Annotated in this window: 15 protein-coding genes; 12 read left to right on the top strand and 3 right to left on the bottom strand. The window is 64.4% G+C overall.

Annotated elements, in window-relative coordinates:
• Nucleotides 1–36 precede the first annotated feature (36 nt).
• The 7 genes from BM190_RS16930 (at nt 37) to BM190_RS16900 (ending at nt 7615) form a co-directional block, all read left to right on the top strand.
• On the top strand, nt 37–864 hold the full coding sequence (locus tag BM190_RS16930; RefSeq protein WP_018315673.1) for a hypothetical protein: 828 nt from the start codon (nt 37–39) through the stop codon (nt 862–864).
• 113 nt (nt 865–977) lie between these two features.
• A complete protein-coding gene (locus BM190_RS16925; RefSeq protein WP_092256828.1) occupies nt 978–1868 on the top strand; it encodes an alpha/beta fold hydrolase in 891 nt (296 codons plus the stop codon).
• 136 nt (nt 1869–2004) lie between these two features.
• Nucleotides 2005–2631, top strand: a complete 627-nt coding sequence (gene folE, locus BM190_RS16920) for a GTP cyclohydrolase I FolE (RefSeq protein ID WP_092256823.1) — start codon at nt 2005–2007, stop codon at nt 2629–2631.
• A 27-nt stretch (nt 2632–2658) separates the two neighbouring features.
• Complete coding sequence (locus BM190_RS16915) at nt 2659–4182, top strand: FAD-dependent oxidoreductase (RefSeq protein ID WP_092256819.1); 1524 nt, start codon at nt 2659–2661, stop codon at nt 4180–4182.
• A 128-nt stretch (nt 4183–4310) separates the two neighbouring features.
• Nucleotides 4311–4886 carry an HdeD family acid-resistance protein gene (locus BM190_RS16910; RefSeq protein ID WP_026201537.1) on the top strand — a complete coding sequence of 192 codons (576 nt, stop codon included), beginning with the start codon at nt 4311–4313 and terminating at the stop codon, nt 4884–4886.
• Between the two features lie 116 nt (nt 4887–5002).
• Nucleotides 5003–6214 carry an ABC transporter substrate-binding protein gene (locus BM190_RS16905; protein WP_018315678.1) on the top strand — a complete coding sequence of 404 codons (1212 nt, stop codon included), beginning with the start codon at nt 5003–5005 and terminating at the stop codon, nt 6212–6214.
• 186 nt (nt 6215–6400) lie between these two features.
• Complete coding sequence (locus BM190_RS16900; RefSeq protein ID WP_092256816.1) at nt 6401–7615, top strand: acyl-CoA dehydrogenase family protein; 1215 nt, start codon at nt 6401–6403, stop codon at nt 7613–7615.
• Between the two features lie 65 nt (nt 7616–7680).
• On the opposite strand, the gene BM190_RS16895 is transcribed toward BM190_RS16900, so the two are convergent.
• Nucleotides 7681–8589 carry a LysR family transcriptional regulator gene (locus tag BM190_RS16895; protein WP_092256814.1) on the bottom strand — a complete coding sequence of 303 codons (909 nt, stop codon included), beginning with the start codon at nt 8587–8589 and terminating at the stop codon, nt 7681–7683.
• 219 nt (nt 8590–8808) lie between these two features.
• Between BM190_RS16895 and BM190_RS16890 the strand changes: the two genes are divergently transcribed.
• Together BM190_RS16890 and BM190_RS16885 are read left to right on the top strand one after the other, a co-directional pair.
• Entirely contained in the window at nt 8809–9825 is a 1017-nt protein-coding gene (locus tag BM190_RS16890; protein WP_092256810.1) for a zinc-dependent alcohol dehydrogenase family protein, read from the top strand.
• Between the two features lie 82 nt (nt 9826–9907).
• On the top strand, nt 9908–10672 hold the full coding sequence (locus BM190_RS16885) for an SDR family NAD(P)-dependent oxidoreductase (RefSeq protein ID WP_092256807.1): 765 nt from the start codon (nt 9908–9910) through the stop codon (nt 10670–10672).
• Between the two features lie 25 nt (nt 10673–10697).
• Here the strand turns inward: BM190_RS16885 and BM190_RS16880 are convergent, their stop codons facing one another.
• Nucleotides 10698–12038, bottom strand: a complete 1341-nt coding sequence (locus BM190_RS16880; RefSeq protein ID WP_092256804.1) for an epoxide hydrolase family protein — start codon at nt 12036–12038, stop codon at nt 10698–10700.
• Nucleotides 12039–12602: 564 nt separating this feature from the next.
• On the opposite strand from BM190_RS16880, the gene BM190_RS16875 reads away from it, so the two are divergent.
• The gene (locus tag BM190_RS16875) at nt 12603–12995 is read left to right on the top strand and encodes a hypothetical protein (RefSeq protein ID WP_018315684.1); all 393 of its coding nucleotides are present in this window, start codon (nt 12603–12605) and stop codon (nt 12993–12995) included.
• A gap of 244 nt (nt 12996–13239) precedes the next feature.
• On the opposite strand, the gene BM190_RS16870 is transcribed toward BM190_RS16875, so the two are convergent.
• Entirely contained in the window at nt 13240–14979 is a 1740-nt protein-coding gene (locus tag BM190_RS16870; RefSeq protein WP_092256799.1) for a methyl-accepting chemotaxis protein, read from the bottom strand.
• 222 nt (nt 14980–15201) lie between these two features.
• Here BM190_RS16870 and BM190_RS16865 point away from each other — a divergent pair, with 222 nt between their 5' ends.
• The gene (locus BM190_RS16865; protein ID WP_092256795.1) at nt 15202–16584 is read left to right on the top strand and encodes an ethanolamine ammonia-lyase subunit EutB; all 1383 of its coding nucleotides are present in this window, start codon (nt 15202–15204) and stop codon (nt 16582–16584) included.
• A gap of 148 nt (nt 16585–16732) precedes the next feature.
• Complete coding sequence (locus BM190_RS16860; RefSeq protein WP_092256792.1) at nt 16733–18319, top strand: B12-binding domain-containing radical SAM protein; 1587 nt, start codon at nt 16733–16735, stop codon at nt 18317–18319.
• The last annotated feature ends 4 nt before the right edge of the window (nt 18320–18323 follow it).

Raw genomic sequence — 18323 nt, 5'->3', positions numbered from 1 at the left:
TGACATGGGACACCACCGGCACGCGGGGCTGCATCCATGATGACGTTGCCGAGACTGGCGGCTGAATCCCTGGAGAAGCTGCTGGGTACGTTTATGCGGCGTCGGTACGGCGAGACGGCTGCAAGCATGGTCGAGAGCGCAACCCGCACCGCGATGGAATGCATCGGTAACAGCGATGCACTTTACCACAATATCGAACATACGATGCTGGTGACGCTGGCGGGCCATTCGATCCTCAGTGGCCGAAATCTCCATACTCACCTGACGGCCGAGGACTACGTCCATGTCCTGATCGCCTGCCTCGCCCACGATATCGGCTATGTCCGCGGCCTGTTTGAGGAGGATGACATCGACGGCTTCGTCATCGATGCCGCCGACACCAAGATCTCGTTGCCGCGCGGTGCGTCGGACGCCAGCTTGATGATGTATCACGTCGACCGCTCGAAGCTCTATGTCTTGCGGCGGCTGCAGCACATTCCGGGTCTCGATCCTGAACGCATCGCCCGCGCTATCGAGGGAACGCGCTTTCCGGCCCAGGAAGGCCATGAGTATGACGTCGATGCCTCGATCCTGCGCGCCGCCGATTTCATCGGCCAGCTCGGCGATCCCAATTATCTGCGCAAGGCCAATGCGCTCTATTACGAGTTCGAGGAGGTCGGCATCAATCGCCAGCTCGGCTACGATTCACCGGCCGACATCGTGAACCGCTATCCACAATTCTATTGGAACAGCGTCGCACCGCACATCCAGACCGAGATCGGTTACCTCAACAAGACCGAGATCGGCCGGCAATGGATCGCCAATCTCTACAGCAACGTCTTCCGCGCCGAGCGCGACATCTCGCTGTCCGGGCCGCAGCGGTAGACCTGTTGTAGCCCGGATGGAGCGCAGCGAACTCCGGGATTCGCGGATGCTGGCGTTCCCGGATTGCGCTGCGCTCCATCCGGGCTACGAAATCCCCAACGCCGTGAACAACCATGCAACAAAAAACGATCACCACGGACGTCCTCGACATTGCCTATCGCGAATACGGCGCACCTGACGGCTGGCCCTGCATCCTGGGCCACGGCTTTCCCTATGACGTGAACGCCTATGCCGAGACCGCGCCGATCATTGCCGAGGCCGGCGCGCGCGTGCTGGTGCCCTGGCTGCGCGGCTACGGACCGACGCGGTTTCGCTCCCCGGATACGCCGCGCTCCGGCGAGCAGGCGGCGCTCGGCGCCGATCTGCTGGCCTTCATGGACGCGCTTCGTATCGAGCGCGCCGTCGTCGGCGGCTACGACTGGGGCGGGCGCGCGGCCTGCGTGGTCTCGGCGCTCTATCCGGAGCGCGTGATCGCCCTCGTTTCCGGCAATTCCTACAACATCCAGAACATCGCCCGTTCCATGGAGCCGGCCTCGCCGCCGGAGGAAGCCGCGCTCTGGTATCAATATCTCTTTCACAACGAGCGCGGACGCCGCGCGCTGGAGCGCACCCGGCGTGGCTTTGCCCGCCAGCTCTGGGCGATGTGGTCACCGAAATGGGCGTTCGACGACACGACGTTCGAGCAGAGCGCGGTGTCGTTCGACAATCCTGACTTCGTCGACGTCGTGATCCACTCCTACCGCCACCGCTACGCGCTGGTCGCGGGCGATCCTGCTTATGCCGCGATCGAGGCGAAGCTCGCAGACCAGCCGCCGATCCGCGTCCCGACGATTGCGATCGACGGCGACAGCGACGGCGTCAATCCCGGCACCGCCCATCACGCCAGCAAGTTCGAGGGTCCATTCGAGCGGCGTGTCTTCACCGATGCCGGTCATAATCTGCCGCAGGAGCGGCCGGCCGAATGGGCGCAGGCGGTGGTCGAGGTCCGGAAAGCGGCCTCATAAAGCTCGTTTCTCGTCCGGCCGGCTGGCTTGTCTGCCGTCCCTCCGATTTTTCCTGATCCTGGGAACCTTTTGCGATTGCAGCCGTCCAAGCTGAGGAGCCGCTTCTGTATGCGGCTCGTTGCAGGGGAGGATCTCGATGAAGTCACAAGTGCGCAAGCTGGAACGTGTCGCGGTGGCGCAGGCGCCGGTCGAACGGCCTGACAGGCTCGAGGTCGAGCAGGCGATCCGCACCATGATCCGCTGGGCCGGCGACGATCCCGCGCGCGATGGTCTGCGTGAGACGCCGGACCGGGTCTCACGCGCCTTTGAGGAGTATTTTTCCGGCTATGCGCAGGACCCGACGGAAATCCTGCAAAAGACCTTCGAGGAGATCGAAGGCTATGACGAGATGATCGTCCTGCGCGGCGTTCGCTTCGAGAGCCATTGCGAGCACCACATGGCGCCGATCGTCGGCCGCGCCTGGGTCGCCTATATCCCGCAGGGCCGTGTCGTCGGCATCAGCAAGCTTGCGCGCGTGGTGGACATCTACGCCAAGCGCCTCCAGATCCAGGAGAAGATGACCGCGCAGATCGCCAATACCATCAACGACGTGCTCAAGCCTGAAGGCGTCGGCGTCATCATCAAGGCGACGCATCACTGCATGACCACGCGCGGCGCGCACAAGCCCGGGACCGATCTCGTCACCAGCCGCATGCTGGGTGTGTTCCGCGACAATGCGCTGACGCGCCAGGAACTGTTGGGGCTCGCCAATTCGGACGATTGACCCGCGGCTGCTCAAGGAGACGGCGCCATGACCGAGAACAACAAGCCGAGCCGACCCGACCTGAGCAAAGGCGTGTCGCTGACCGCGTTCAGGGATGGCAAACTGCTCGGTCATGTCGGCGAGGAAGACGTCCTGCTGGTGCAGGCCGGCAGCGAGATCTTTGCGATCGAGCCGGCCTGCAGCCATTACCACGGGCCGCTCGCCGAGGGCCTGGTGGTGGGCGTTACCATCCGCTGTCCCTGGCATCATGCCTGCTTCTCCTTGCGCACCGGCGAAGCCACCCGCCCGCCGGCGCTGAACGCGCTGGCGGTGTGGGAGGTCGCGCGCGATCGGGACAACGTCATCGTTCAGCGCAAGCGCGAGGCGCCGAAGCCGTCGATCGCTCATCGCAACGCGCCGACGCCGGAGAAATTCGTCATCGTCGGCGGCGGTGCAGCCGGCTTCGCGGCCGCCGAGACGCTCCGGCGCGAGGGCTTTGCCGGCGCCATCACCATGCTCAGCGATGACGGCGCGATGCCGGTCGACCGGCCCAACCTCTCCAAGGATTATCTCGCGGGCAGCGCACCGGAGGATTGGCTGCCGCTGCGGGGCGAGGACTATTATCAGGACGCGGGCATCGATCTCAGGCTCAACACCGGCGTCTCCGCCATAGATGCGAAGACGCGCAACGTCACGCTCGGCAATGGCGACAGGCTTCCGTTCGACCGGCTGCTGCTCGCGACCGGCGCCGAGCCGGTCAAACTGCAGATCCCGGGCGCCGACCAGCCGCATGTCCACACCTTGCGCTCCGTCGCCGACAGCCGCGCCATCATCAAGGCAGCGGGGAGTGCCAGGCGCGCTTTGGTCATCGGCGCCAGTTTCATCGGCCTCGAAGTCGCGGCGTCCCTGCGGGCGCGCAAGATCGAGGTGCACGTCGTCGCGCCGGAAGAGCGGCCGATGCAGAAGGTGCTCGGCTCGGAGATGGGCGACTTCGTCCGGTCGCTCCATGAAGAGAACGGCGTGATCTTTCACCTCAAGGACACGGTCGAAAAGCTCGACGGCACCCGCGCCACGCTAAAGAGCGGAGCTGTCATCGAAGCCGACCTCGTCGTGGTCGGCATCGGCGTCAAGCCGCGCCTTGCGCTGGCCGAGCACGCCGGCCTTGCAGCGGATCGCGGTGTCAGCGTGAGCGAATATCTCGAAACCAGTGTCGCCGGCATTTTCGCGGCCGGCGACATCGCGCGCTGGCCCGATCCGCATTCCCGGCAAACCATCCGTGTCGAACATTGGGTCGTTGCCGAACGCCAGGGCCAGACCGCGGCGCGCAACATGCTCGGCAAGCGCGAGCGCTTCGACGCGGTGCCGTTCTTCTGGTCGCAACACTACGACGTGCCGATCAACTATGTCGGCCACGCCGAGAGCTTTGACGAGATCGCGATCGACGGCAGCATCGGAGGCAAGGACTGCCTGTTGAAGTACCGCAAGGACGGCCGCGTGCTGGCGGTTGCGTCGATCTACCGCGATCTCGACAACCTCAAGGCCGAGCTAGAGATGGAGCGGTCCCGCGGCTGATGCGCCGCAGTCGATCTTGATTTGCGTCAATGTTACTGCCGGTACGGGTGTTCTGCTGGCTGTCGTCCCGGCACGGTGCGTGCTATTCTGGCGCGTGCCCCCGGGCTACGCAAGCAGGAGTGGCCGTCATGACCAGTGCTTCGGACACGTCACATCACCCAAGTCTCGGCTCCGGCATCGCGGCGCTGCATGCCAAATGGGGCTGGATCGTCGCGCTCGGCGTCGTCTATCTCATCGCCGGCTTCATTGCACTCGGCAGCATGGTGATGGCGACGGTGGCGAGCGTCATCGTGGTCGGCGCCATGATGATCGTCGCGGGCGTCACCGAGATCATCGGCGCGTTCCAGATGAAGAGCTGGGGCAAGTTCCTGATCTGGGCCCTGCTCGGCGTGCTCTACGTGATCGCGGGCTTCCTGACATTCGAGAATCCGCTGTTCGCGGCGGTCCTGCTGACGTTGTTTCTCGGCGCCTCGCTGATCGCCTCGGGCGCCGTCAGGCTGTTTCTCGCCTTCAGCATGAAGCGCGAGAGCCCGTGGGTCTGGGTGGCGCTGTCGGCCGTCATCACGCTGCTGCTTGGCCTGCTGATCGTCGCACGCTGGCCGGTGAACAGCGTCTACATCCTCGGTCTGTTCCTCGGCATCGATCTGATCATGGCGGGAGCAGGCTGGATCAGCCTGGGCTTCAGCCTGAAGCGGCGCGGCTAAGCCATCAGCAACTCGACGCAAGACCATCTTGCGGAACTCCGCTGATCTGACGCGCTGGCAAAAAGCAGCACGCCGCGCGGCCGCCTCGCGCGGACGATGAGCACTGGGGAGAAACCATGAAAGCCGCCTTGGCCCTGGCCGCAGCGCTCGCTGCCGCCTGCCTGTCCACATCCGTCTCCGCGCAAAAATCCTACGGTCCCGGCGTCAGCGACACCGAGATCAAGATCGGCAACACCATGCCCTATAGCGGGCCGGCTTCGCCCCTCAGCATCACGGGCAGGGTCATCGCGGCCTATTTCGACGAGGTCAACGAGAAGGGCGGGGTTGCCGGCCGCAAGCTCAATTTGATCTCGCTGGACGACGCGTTCTCGCCGCCCAAGACGATGGAGGCGGCGCGGCGGCTGGTCGAAGGTGACGGCGTCGCCTTCATCTTCGCCACCATGGGCACGGCGCCAAGCTCGGCGATCGCAAAATATCTCAACAGCAACAAGGTGCCGCAGCTGTTTCTGATCAGCTCGGCCTCGAAGTGGAACGATCCGGCCAACATGCCCTGGTCGATGGCGCTGCCCTGGGCGCCGAACTACACCAGCGAGGCTGCGATCGACGTCGCCTATGCCCGCGCCAAGAACCCGAATGCGCGCTTCGCCGTGCTCTATCAGAACGACGATGCCGGCAAGGAATATCTACGCGGCGTCAAGGAGGCGCTCGGCGCTGACGCCGACAAGGCGATCGCGATGGCCTCGAGCTTCGAGGTCGCCGATCCCACCGTCGATTCCCAGGTGCTGACCCTGGCGAACACCAAGGCCGACGTCTTCATGATCTATTCGGTGACGCCGCGCGCCTGCGCGCAGGCGATCCGCAAGGCCCACGAGGTCGGCTGGCAGCCGACGCGCTTCCTCGCTAGCGGCTGCGCCAACAAGGCGACCGTGATGGTCCCTGCGGGCCTCGAGGCCGGCAAAGGCGTGCTCTCGCTCGGCGCGCTCAAGCCGTTCGTCGAAGCGCCGAAGAACGATCCGGCGATGACGGCCTATATCGATTTCATGAAGAAGCGCCTGCCCAATGCCGACGTCAACAACGTCGCCGGCCTCTACGGCTACACCGTCGCCGAGGCGCTGGTGGTGCTGCTGAAGCAGTGCAAGGACAATCTGACGCGCGAGAACATCATGGCGCAGGCGGCGAACCTGAAGAGCGTGCCGCTGTCGCTGCTGATGCCCGGCATCACGCTGAACACCACCCCGCAGGATTTCCGCCCGATCAAGGATGGCTATATGCTGCAGTTCGACGGCAACGACTGGGTGGTCGCGAGCGAACTCTTGAAGGGGACGTGAGGGCAGGGCTCTCTCCGCGATCTCGGAATCGTAGGGTGGGCAAAGGCGCACTTGCGCCGTGCCCACGACCTGCTCAATACGGAAACAGGAACGTGGGCACGCTTCCGCCTTCGCTCTTCGAGCTACGGCGGATGCTTTGCCCACCCTACGGGACCGACGCGAGCGTCGGCGAGCGGAGGATTGAAAATGGACTTCCAACACTCCTCACGTTCGCTGGAGCTTCAGGACCGCGTCCGGCAGTTCATGCGGACGCATGTCGAGCCGGTCGAGGAGCTCTATTACGAGCAGGTGAAGCCGGAAGCCGCACGCTACAAGACGCCGGCCGTGCTGCAGGACCTGAAGCGGCTGGCGCGGGAGCAGGGGCTCTGGAACCTGTTTCTCTCCGGCGAGCACGGCCCCGGCCTCTCCAATCTCGACTATGCTCCGGTGAAGGAGATCATGGGCCGCATCCTCTGGGCGCCCGAAATCTTCAACTGCTCGGCGCCCGATGTCGGCAACATGGAGGTGCTCGCGAACTACGGCACGCCTGCACAGCAGGAGCGCTGGCTGAAGCCGTTGCTGGAGGGGCGCATCCGCTCGGGCTTCTCGATGACCGAGCCGCAGGTCGCCTCCAGCGACGCCACCAACATCCAGTGCGCCATCAAGCGCGACGGGGACGATTACGTCATCAACGGCCGGAAGTGGTTCGCCTCAGGCGCGATGAACGAGGATTGCGAGATCCTGATCGTGATGGGCAAGACCGCGCCCGACGATCCCGACCGCCACCGCCAGCAATCCATGATCCTGGTGCCCAGGAACACGCCGGGCGTGCGCATCGTCCGCGACATGTTGACCTATGGCTATGACGACGCCCCTAGCGGCCATCCCGAGATCGTCTACGAGAACGTCCGCGTGCCCGTGGAGAACATCCTGCTCGGCGAGGGCCGCGGCTTCGAGATCGCGCAGGGGCGGCTCGGCCCCGGCCGCATCCACCATTGCATGCGGCTGATCGGCTGCGCCCAGCGTGCGCTCGAATTGATGTGCCAGCGATCAGTCTCCCGCGTGGCCTTCGGCAGGCCGCTCGCCGAGCAGGGCTCGGTGCGCGAGGACATCGCAAACTCGTTCTGCGAGATCGCGCAGGCGCGGCTCCTGACGCTGCAAGCCGCCGACAAGATGGACCGCGAAGGCAACAAGGCCGCGCGCGACCTGATCGCCGCGGCCAAGATCGTGGTGCCCAGCATGGCCGCCCGCGTCATCGACCGCGCCATCCAGATCCACGGCGCCGCCGGCGTCTCGCAGGATACGTTCCTGGCGCGTGCCTATGTCTACGCCCGCTTCATCCGCATCGGCGACGGCCCGGACCAGGTGCATCTGGCCGCTGTCGGCAAGGAGCTGATCAAGCGCGGCGGGGTGATGGGATAGAGCACCAGCGCTTGATTCGTTGATGTGCGGCTTCGCGCTATTTTCAAGCGCGGCGGCGAGGCAAACTAGCCACGTCTTCCTCGCGCTTCGTGATGGCGGAGTGCGTCGACGATCACCTTGAATGCAGCCGAGTTCTGCCGCGAGGTCGGATAATAGATATAGTAGCCGTCGAATTTCGGCGACCAGTCGTCGAGCACGATGACGAGCTCACCGGAACGGACGTGCCGTGTCACCATGTCCTCGGGGACATAGGCGATGCCGAAACCCTTCATGGCGGCGTCGATCATCGCCCGGGAATCGTTGAAGGTCAGTTGTCCCTCGACGCGTACCCGCAGGTCGGGACCGTTCCTGGCGAACTCCCACACGTAATGGCCGCCGGCGGCCGCGCGCCGCTTGATGCAGACGTGCTTCAGCAGGTCTTGCGGATGTCTTGGTTTCGGATGCTCCTTCAGATAGGCAGGCGAGGCGACCGCGACGAGCCGCCAGTCCGGACCGATGCGCACCGCGATCATGTCCTTCTCGACGCTTTCGCCGAGGCGGATGCCCGCATCGAAACCGTCTTCGACGATGTTGCGGAAGGCAGTGTCGAGGCTGAACTCGACCTTGAGGTCGGGGTATTTTCCCAAGACGGGCGACAGCTTCGGCCAGACGACCGTGTCCAGCGCATGGTCCGAGAGCGTGATCCGGATCGTGCCCGACGGCTTGTCACGCAGCGACATCAGCGCGGCGATATCGCGCTCGATCTCTTCGATGCGGGGCGCAACTGATTTTTGAAGGCGCTCGCCCGCCTCGGTCAGGCCGACGCTTCGGGTCGTGCGCGTGAGCAGCCGCAGTCCCATCTGCGATTCCAGGCGCTTGATCGTATGGCTGAGCGTCGATTGCACCACGCCCAGTTTCGCGGCGGCCTTCGTGAAGCTGCGCTCGCGGGCGACGGCCACGAAAGCCAGCAAATCGTTGAAATCCTGGCTTGCCATGGCCGCCACTATTCATGGCCCGTATCGATTAATGCAAGCAAATTATATCGACTAATCGGCCGCCGCCCGGGACCCTAGATGATGTCGTAAACGCGCAGGCTGGGCTTCGCATCCCGCAGCCGCGTGGAGTGCGGTCTTCGCGCTGTAGCTTTGTGCCTCGGCGCGATGCGCGGCCTGTGTGTCGGCGAGTCCGGCTTTGTGACTCGAAGGAGAAAAGCAATGAAAGCGACAATCCTCTACGGACCCGGCGATGTCCGTTACGAAACCGTCGACGATCCCAAAATCGTCCACCCGACCGACGCCATCATCAAGCTGTCGGCGACGTGCATCTGCGGCTCCGATCTCTGGCCATATCGCGGCCTGCAGCCGAATGACGGCCCTGCGCATATGGGTCACGAATATTGCGGCGTGGTGGTCGAGATCGGCAGTGCGGTGCGGACCGTCAGGCCCGGCCAGTTCGTCGTCGGCTCGTTCTGCGTGTCGGACAATACTTGCCCGCATTGCAAGTTCGGCTTTCAATCGTCGTGCGAAAAGCGCGAGTTCATGTCGGGCGCGCAGGCGCCTTACGCCCGTGTCCCCCTTGCGGATGGCACGCTCGTCGCGACCAGGGAGGTGCCGGGCAGCGATCTCATCCCGCATCTGCTCGCGACCTCCGACGTGCTCGGGACCGGCTGGTACGCGGCCGACGCTGCGAATGTGAAGCAGGGCTCCGTGGTCGCGGTGGTCGGTGACGGCGCGGTCGGCCTCATGGGCGTGCTTGCGGCGAAAGAGATGGGCGCCTCGCGCATCATCGCCATGAGCCGCCACAAGACGCGGCAGGATCTGGCCAAAGCGTTCGGCGCGACCGATATCGTCATGGAACGCGGCGCAGAAGGCATCGCGCGCGTCAAGGACCTGACCCGGGGCGTCGGCGCCGATTCGGTGCTCGAATGCGTCGGTACGCAGGAAGCGATGTCGCAGGCCCTCGAATGCGCGCGTCCCGGCGGCAGTATCGGCTATGTCGGTGTTCCCCATGGTGTGACTTTCGACGGCCAGGCCCTGTTCTTCGGCCAGCGGCGCATGATGGGCGGTCCTGCCCCGGTGCGGCGGTTCTTGCCCGATCTCATGGACCGCGTCCTCAATGGACGCATACAGCCGGGCAGGGTGTTCGATCTCACGCTGCCGATCGATCAGGTCGCCGAGGGCTACAAGGCGATGGACCAGCGCCGCGCGATCAAGACGCTGCTGACGGTGTGACCGCGGAGCAGGGTGATGTCTGTCGGGAGCGGCTTTTGCAGGCTCCCGATCGGCAGCCCGACGAGTCCAAAAGGAGATCGACATGAACATTTCATTCGAAGGCAAGGTCGCCTTGGTGACCGGCGCAGCTTCCGGTCTCGGCCTCGCGGCGGCGAAAGCTTTTGCGGAATCGGGGGCGTCTGTCGCACTCGCGGACTGGAACGAGAATGCGGCGCGCACTGCCGCCGACGAACTCAATGCTCGAGGTCACAAGGCGATCGGCATCCGTTGCAATGTGGCCGATGATGCCGAGGTCGAAACCATGGTCTCAAGGACGGTCGAGACTTTCGGTCGGCTCGATGCCGCCTACAACAACGCCGGCGTCCAGAACGTGCTCGCGGAGACAGCCGATACCACTCGCGAGGATTATGAACGTGTCATGGGGATCAATCTGCAGGGCGTATGGAGCTGCATGAAGTTCGAATTGCAGCAGATGCGCAAGCAGGGCAGCGGCGCCATCGTCAATTGTTCGTCTCTCGGCGGCCTCGTCGGTGGTGCGGAACGCGGGATCTATCACGCCGCCAAGCATGGTATCCTTGGGTTCACCAAGAGCGCGGCGCTCGAATATGGAACGCGTGGCATCCGCGTCAATGCCATTTGCCCGGGATTGATATGGACGCCGATGGTGGACCAGATGGTGGCCGACGGGCAAGGCGATGCGCTCAAGGCCATGGAAAAGAGCATTCCAATGGGGCGGGTCGGACGCCCCGAGGAAATCGCAAATGCGGTTCTGTGGCTATGCAGCGATGCTGCGAGCTATGTGACCGGCCAGTCCATCTCGGTGGACGGCGGCTTCGTCATGCGTTGATCCACATGTCGAGCCGCCGAGTGCGTCAGATTGCGGGCCGAAGCGGTTTGAACGCGGCGCGTAGCTCCGCGGAAAAAAGCTCGGGCTGCTCCCAGGCCGCAAAATGACCGCCTTTGTCGACCTCATGGAAGTAGGTGAGGTTGCGATAGGCGCGCCGGGCCCACGTCTCCGGGGCTTGATAGCTCTCGCCGGGAAAGACGGTGATGGCCACCGGGAGCGAGATCTCCGCGGTCTTCTCGGGGGCGGCGAGAGCGGGACTGCGCCCGCTGTATTCCCAGTAAAGTCGCGCCGATGAAACCGCGCTGTTTGTCAGCCAGTAGAGCGTGATGTCGTCCAGTACCTCGTCGCGGGACTTCTCGGGGTCGGTGCCATCGTAATTCCAATGCGAGAAGCCTGGATGACCGAGCATCCAGGCCGCCAGTCCCACGGGAGAATCCGTCAAGCCGTAGCCGATCGTCTGCGGCCTTGTTCCCATCACCACCGCATACGATCGGTTGCCCATCCTGGCCGCCGCGCTGAATGCGTCAAACGCTGTGCGCTCCTTCTCGGACAGGCCCGCCGGGGCAGACCCGCCGGCGGCGAGGATCGCGGCGATCTCGGGCGGCACGATCGCCGGCAAATTGATGTGAATGCCGAGCAGGCCTGCCGGCGCCAGCCGCGCCATCGCGCTGGAGACGGGCGAACCCCAGTCGCCGCCCTGGGCGACGTAATGGGTGTAACCAAGTCGCTTCATGAGTTCTGCCCAGATGCGCGCCGTGTGTTCGGGACCCCAGCCGGTATCGAGCGGCTTGCCTGAGAATCCGTAGCCGGGCATCGAGGGGATCACCACGTCGAACGCGTCTTCAGGCCGCCCGCCATGGGCCGTTGGATCCGTGAGCGGATCGATCACCTTGAGCTGCTCGAACACCGATCCCGGCCAGCCGTGGGTGATGATGACAGGGAGCGCATTGGGGTGCCTGGAGCGCACGTGAATGAAATGAATGTCGATCCCGTCGATAGCGGTGATGAATTGCGGAAGCCCGTTCATCCTGGCTTCGATCTTCCGCCAGTCGTACGCCGTCGCCCAATAGTGCATCAGCGGCTGGAGCTTCGCCAAGGGGATCCCCTGCGACTGATCGGAAACCGTCTCGCGGTCAGGCCATCGTGTCGCCAGCACACGACGTCGAAGCTCGACGAGATCGGCCTCGGGGACATCGATCCGGAAGGGGCGAATTGCGCTCTCGCCGGCAGCCGATGCTTTGTGCGCGGGAAACACGCTCGCGGAAATCGCTGCTGCAATTCCAAGCACGGCGGTGCTCAGAAGCGCGCGCCGATCTTTGTCAATGATGATCCCGGAATCGGATGACGAATTGGATGATACCGGCATGGGATGGCCTCCTGGCTTCGGGCGATCGGTGCCTGCGGGGCAGGACAGTCCTTCGTCTGTCCCTGCAACATGGCCTGGAAGCTCGCCAATGGCTCGTTAGGCGTTGTTAAATGCTGTGAGCTGTCGCGAACGCTCGGCGTGGCGAAGCGAGACAAGTGCAGCATGGCTGTCCATGTCCGCTCACAAGGGCAGGGCGGACCGGGATAACGGCGGCAGCCGGCGGTAGCGGCGCTGGGAACCATCCCAGTCGTATTACGTTTCTGTTAGTTGTGGAGGCCCCTCATGAGTAACGAGTGGAATAGCCACCGCACCTCAGTCGTCCTTTTCGCTGCTGCGGTGATCGTCGCAATACTCGCGGCGTTCGTCACGACGCTTGATCGGGTCGACACAAGGACGGCGAGCAACGAGTCGCCGCCTGGTACGATGGGCCTCGCAAAGCCGCATCCGCCACTGGACCGAGCACCAGGCCAGCCGATACTCGGCAACAATGAATTGCCGCATAGCGCGCCTGCCCGATGATCGAATTGTCCCTTGGACGGGCAGCTCGCGCGGCGGAGACGCACCATGGACCGCTCGCTATTTCTCGCCAGGCTGATGGGGCCAACATTTGTCGCGATCGCGCTCGGCATACTGATCAACCTCGGCATGTACCAAAGCATGATCGTGGAGGCGCTCCACACGGGCATCCTGTTCTATCTGTCCGGCTTGCTGTCGTTGCTTGCGGGCCTCGCGATCATCAATCTGCACAATAGATGGCAGGCGGACTGGCGCTCGATCATCACAGTAATGGGCTGGCTGATGACCCTCGGCGGCATCATGCGTATCGTCTTGCCGCAGGTCGCGGTGGCGATCGGTTCGACCGTCTACAGCGGCCGGGCCGCTACCGTCGTGGTAGCGCTGATAACTGGCGCCATAGGTGCTTTCCTCAGCTTCAATGGTTACGTCCGGCGCGCCTGAGGGCGCGGCGAACGGGACGCCCCCCGGGGTTGGGCGACTAGGATCCCGAGCGGACCGCCATCGCCATGATGGCATCATGCCGGTGTCTTGCCCGACGAGTCACATCTATTTCGTAAAATCAGAATAATTTCGCGCCGGCAGCTAAGCCATTGATTCAGCTGCCCCCGGCTACTGTGCATGGGGTTGTTTTTCAGTTTTTTGTCGGAGCGACCCCACCGAAAGCCCTGCAGCGGTGGACGCGCCGTTATCCCGCCTTGGCGATGCGGCCGTCCGCCGACCCCGCGCGCAAGTTCTGGAAGAACGTCTCAACCTCGCGCGACAGCGTCTCTGCGGTCTCGGTCAGGCTGCCCGCCGCCGTCAACACCGAGGATGCGGCGGTATCGGTCTCGCCGATGGCGTCGCGCAGCGAGGTGATGTTGGCGACCAGCGTCTCGTTGCCTTGTGCGGCGCTTTGCGCGTTGGACGAGATCTCGCGCGTCGCCTGGTCCTGCTGACCGATGGCGCCGGCGATTGCGGAAGTGACCTCGTTGATCTCGCGCACCGCGCCGCCGATCTCGCGCACGGCGTCGACCGCGTTGCGGGTCGAGGCCTGGATCATCGCGACGTTCTCGCTGATCTCGGCGGTGGCCTTGGCGGTCTGGCCGGCGAGCGCCTTCACTTCATGAGCGACCACGGCAAAGCCGCGGCCGGCATCGCCGGCGCGCGCGGCCTCGATGGTCGCGTTGAGCGCCAGCAGATTGGTCTGCTCGGCGATCGCCTGAATCAGATTGAGCACGCCGTCGATGCGCTGCGTGGCCGCGGCGAGGCTCTCGATCTCGGAGATCGACTTCTCGGTGCGCTGGCCGGTCTGCTCGACCGCGCCGGCGCTCTGCCGCACCTGGCGGCCGATCTCCACCACCGAGGCCGACAGCTCCTCGGCCGCGCCCGCCACCGCCGTGACGTTGTGCGAGGCCTGCTCGGTGGCGTTGGCCGCCGTGCCGGCGCGGCTAGAGGCATCCGCGGTGACGCGCGTGATGGTCTGCGCGGTCTCGCGCATGACCGAGGCGTTGTCGCTGAGGCCGCGCATGATCGCGCCGATCGCGCCGCGGAACTCCTCGACGGATTGTTCGATGTGCCGGGCGCGCTCCTCGCGCGCGGCAGAGCCCTGCGAGACCTGCGAGGCGAGGTTGCGGTTGCGGCCCATGGCCTCCTGGAAGACCTGGATCGCGCGCGCCAGCGCGCCGATCTCGTCGGCGCGGTCGGAGTGCGGCACCACGACATTCTCGGTGCCGTCGGCGACCTGCTTGATGGTCGCGGTGATCGCGGCGAGCGGCCGGGCGACCGAGCGGGCGATGATGACGATGCCGATCACGACCAGGGCCAGCGCCACGCCGCCGAGGCAGGTCAGCACGAAGGACAATTCGCGATTGGTCTCGGTCTGCTGCGCGATCTGCTTGGCGCGCTCGGCATAGACCTTGGACAGCGCTTCGAGATCCTTGTTCAGCGCCGAGCGCACGGTCCGGTTGGCGTCGTTGTCGCCCCATTCGCGGCCCGCGGCCGCATTGATCTCGACGCCGCGGCGCACCAGCTCCTTGCGGAACTCGACGAACTGCTCGATGCGCTTCTTGAAGGTGGCGAACTGCTCGGCATCGTCGGCTTTGACGATGGTCTCCCAGCGCTTCACGACATCGAGGATCTGGGCGTTGAACTTGAGCAGGCCCTCGCCGTATTTCTTCACCACGGCGGGCTCGGTCGACATGTAGACGCCGCGCGACTCCATCACGACTGCATAGACCAGCGAGTTGACGCGCTCGACGTTCAGCGCGGCGGCGTTCGCCGTCTCGATCGCGCTGGTCAGGTCGGCGCCGCGGCGGCTGTTGTAATCGGACAGCATCGCGATCGCCGCCGTCAGCAACGCGAACAGCGCGAAGATCGCATAAAGCTTGGTGGCAAGCGTGAAACGGCCGGCCAGCTTGGCGGCATTCCCAGATTCGTCTGATGTCATGGTTTTCGGGGGCCCGGAATGGCCTGCAGCGGCCGGTGAACGGGATCGTGTAGAATTGATGCAAAACTATGCAGAACGAAAATGGATGCGGCGTTAACACGGCCGTTGGCTGCCTCCGTCCTTGGTCGTAGGAAAGGCAAGTTATTTCAGCGTCTTGATCCGAAGGTAGAGTTTCAGGATAGTCTCAGGTCGGCCACCGGCCGACGCACCCCGGAGCGACCCTTGGTCTACCGCCATACCATCGACGCCACGACCCACACCTTCGCGGACCTGCGCGACCTCCTTGCCAGGGCGACGCCGCCGCGCTCTGGCGACCGGCTGGCCGGGATCGCCGCCGACACTGCCGAGCAGATGATCGCGGCGCGGATGGCGCTCGCCGACGTCCCGCTCGGCCAATTCCTGCAGGAAGCGGTCATCCCCTACGAGGCCGACGAGGTCACCCGCCTCGTCATCGACAGCCATGACGCGAAGGCCTTCGCGCCAGTGGCGTCCCTGACGGTCGGCGGCTTCCGCGACTGGCTGCTGTCGGATGCGGCGACGCCGGATGTCCTGCGCAAGCTGGCGGGCGGCATCACGCCGGAGATGGCAGCTGCAGTGTCGAAGCTGATGCGCAATCAGGATCTGATTCTGGCGGCGCGGAAATGCGAGGTCACCACCGCCTTCCGCAACACTATCGGCCTGAAAGGGCGGATGAGCACGCGGCTGCAGCCCAACCATCCCTTCGACGATGCCAGGGGCATCACCGCCTCAATCCTCGACGGCATCCTGCTGGGCGCCGGGGATGCCTGCATCGGAATTAATCCCGCGAGCGACGATCCGGCCGTCATCGCGCAATTGCTGCGGCTGCTCGACGAGATCATCACGCGGCTGAAGATCCCGACGCAAGCTTGCGTGCTGACCCATGTCACGACGACGCTGGCGCTGATCGGGCAGGGCGTGCCGGTCGACCTCGTCTTCCAGTCGGTCGCCGGCACCGAGGCCGCCAACCGCAGTTTTGGAGTTGACCTTGCGCTTCTGAAGGAGGCGCAGCAGGCCGGGTTGTCGCAGGGGCGCGGCACGGTCGGGCAGAACGTGATGTATTTCGAGACCGGCCAGGGCTCGGCGCTGTCGGCGGGCGCCCATCACGGCGTCGATCAGCAGACCTGCGAGGCGCGCGCCTATGCGGTCGCCCGCGCCTTTGCGCCGCTGCTGGTCAACAGCGTGGTCGGCTTCATCGGCCCGGAATATCTCTACGACGGCAAGGAAATCATCCGGGCCGGACTGGAGGATCATTTCTGCGGCAAATTGCTCGGCCTGCCGCTCGGGATCGACATCTGCTACACCAACCATGCCGAGGCGGACCAGGACGACATGGACAATCTGCTGACGCTGCTCGCCGCCGCCGGCGTCACCTTCATCATGGGCGTGCCCGGCGCCGACGACGTCATGTTGAACTACCAGTCGACGTCTTTTCACGACGCGCTCTATGTCCGTGACGTCTTCGGTCTGCGCCGCGCGCCGGAATTCGACGACTGGCTGGCGCAGGCAGGGATTACGGGCGCCGATTTCCGTCTTGCCGGCGATGCAGGCCTGCTGCCCGATTTTGCCTCGCGGCTGATCGCCTGAGGCTGGAAGCTCCCTAAGGCCTTCAGGAAACCATTGGTCCCTCTCCGAATTATGCTTGTGCCACAATATTGAGAAATTCCGGCGGCAGCGTTACGCTATGTGTCTGGCTGGCAATTTCCGCACCATCAGTCGTGGCGGGGGAGCTTAGATGCGAGCTGAAATTAACGGAACGTCCCGGCGGATTCTCTGTGTGTTTCCGCGCTACACCTCGTCGTTCGGGACATTCGAGCATTCCTATCCCCTGACCGATGGTGTCCGTGCCTTCATGCCGCCGCAGGGGTTGTTGCTGATCTCGGCCTATCTGCCGCCGGATTGGCAGGTCAAATTCGTCGACGAGAACCTGCGTCGCACGACCAGGGAAGAGTTCGAGTGGGCGGAAGCGGTCTTCGTCAGCGGCATGCACATCCAGCGCCAGCAGATGAACGACATCTGCCGCCGCGCTCATGAATTCAATCTGCCGGTCGCGCTCGGCGGTCCCTCCGTCAGCGCCTGTCCCGACTATTATCCGTCCTTCGACTATCTCCATGTCGGTGAGCTCGGCGATGCCACCAACCAGCTGATCGAGATCCTGTCGCGCGACGCCTCGCGTCCCGAGGCCCAGGTGGTGCTGACCACCAAAGACCGCGTGCCGATGACGGAGTTTCCGATCCCGGCCTACGAGCTTGCCGACGTGAAGAAATACTTCCTCGGCAGCATCCAGTATTCCAGCGGCTGTCCCTATCAGTGCGAGTTCTGCGATATCCCCGGTCTCTATGGCCGCAACCCGCGCCTCAAGTCGCCGGAGCAGATCATCGCCGAGCTCGACCGCCTGCGCGAATGCGGCATGACCGACACGGTCTATTTCGTCGACGACAATTTCATCGGCAACCGCAAGGCGGCGATGGACCTGCTGCCGCATCTGATCGAATGGCAGAAGCGGACCGGCTACGTGGTGCGGCTCGCCTGCGAGGCGACGCTCAACATCGCCAAGCGGCCCGAAATCCTCGAGAAGATGCGCGAGGCCTATTTCATCACCATCTTCTGCGGCATCGAGACGCCCGATCCCGACGCGCTGAAGGCGATGCAGAAGGACCACAACATGATGGTCCCGATTCTGGAGGGCGTGCGCACCATCAACTCCTACGGCATGGAGGTCGTCTCCGGCATCATCATGGGGCTCGACACCGACAAGCCGAATACGTCTGAGGCGCTGCTCGGCTTCGTCGAGGAGTCCCGGATTCCGCTTCTGACGATCAACCTGCTTCAGGCGCTGCCGAAGACGCCGCTGTGGGACCGGCTCGAGCGCGAGGGGCGCCTGATCGAGGACGACGGCCGCGATTCCAACGTCGACTTCCTGCTGCCCTATGATGACGTCGTCGCGTCCTGGAAGCACGCCATGGCGGTCGCGTATGCGCCCGAGAAGGTCTACGCGCGCTTCCAGTATCAATGCGACCACGTTTATGTTCACCGCCTCAAGGTGCCGACCCCGGACGAGATGAAGACCTGGGCCAACATCAGGCGTGGCCTCGTCATGCTGCGCAACATCTTCTGGAAGGTCGGCGTGCTCGGCGACTACAAGCGCGTGTTCTGGAAGTTCGCGCTGGGGCGCATCAAGCGCGGCGATATCGAAGGCCTGATCGGATGCACCCTGATCGCGCACCACCTCATCACCTTTGCGCGCGCGGCCTCCAGCGGCAGGCAGAACGCCTCGAACTATTCGATCCGGCTGCGCGAGGCCGCCGTTCCCGCCGAATGATGCG

The sequence above is a fragment of the Bradyrhizobium sp. Rc3b genome (assembly GCF_900114915.1).
In the GTDB taxonomy this organism is placed as follows: domain Bacteria; phylum Pseudomonadota; class Alphaproteobacteria; order Rhizobiales; family Xanthobacteraceae; genus Bradyrhizobium.
This window is presented reverse-complemented; position numbering and strand designations above follow the sequence as displayed.

Bases quoted from the DNA above. Each gene is read 5' to 3' on its own strand.
- BM190_RS16930 (WP_018315673.1), top strand. From the start codon at position 37: ATGATGACGTTGCCGAGACTGGCGGCTGAATCCCTGGAGAAGCTGCTG.
- BM190_RS16925 (WP_092256828.1), top strand. From the start codon at position 978: ATGCAACAAAAAACGATCACCACGGACGTCCTCGACATTGCCTATCGC.
- folE (WP_092256823.1), top strand. From the start codon at position 2,005: ATGAAGTCACAAGTGCGCAAGCTGGAACGTGTCGCGGTGGCGCAGGCG.
- BM190_RS16915 (WP_092256819.1), top strand. From the start codon at position 2,659: ATGACCGAGAACAACAAGCCGAGCCGACCCGACCTGAGCAAAGGCGTG.
- BM190_RS16910 (WP_026201537.1), top strand. From the start codon at position 4,311: ATGACCAGTGCTTCGGACACGTCACATCACCCAAGTCTCGGCTCCGGC.
- BM190_RS16905 (WP_018315678.1), top strand. From the start codon at position 5,003: ATGAAAGCCGCCTTGGCCCTGGCCGCAGCGCTCGCTGCCGCCTGCCTG.
- BM190_RS16900 (WP_092256816.1), top strand. From the start codon at position 6,401: ATGGACTTCCAACACTCCTCACGTTCGCTGGAGCTTCAGGACCGCGTC.
- BM190_RS16895 (WP_092256814.1), bottom strand. From the start codon at position 8,589: ATGGCAAGCCAGGATTTCAACGATTTGCTGGCTTTCGTGGCCGTCGCC.
- BM190_RS16890 (WP_092256810.1), top strand. From the start codon at position 8,809: ATGAAAGCGACAATCCTCTACGGACCCGGCGATGTCCGTTACGAAACC.
- BM190_RS16885 (WP_092256807.1), top strand. From the start codon at position 9,908: ATGAACATTTCATTCGAAGGCAAGGTCGCCTTGGTGACCGGCGCAGCT.
- BM190_RS16880 (WP_092256804.1), bottom strand. From the start codon at position 12,038: ATGCCGGTATCATCCAATTCGTCATCCGATTCCGGGATCATCATTGAC.
- BM190_RS16875 (WP_018315684.1), top strand. From the start codon at position 12,603: ATGGACCGCTCGCTATTTCTCGCCAGGCTGATGGGGCCAACATTTGTC.
- BM190_RS16870 (WP_092256799.1), bottom strand. From the start codon at position 14,979: ATGACATCAGACGAATCTGGGAATGCCGCCAAGCTGGCCGGCCGTTTC.
- BM190_RS16860 (WP_092256792.1), top strand. From the start codon at position 16,733: ATGCGAGCTGAAATTAACGGAACGTCCCGGCGGATTCTCTGTGTGTTT.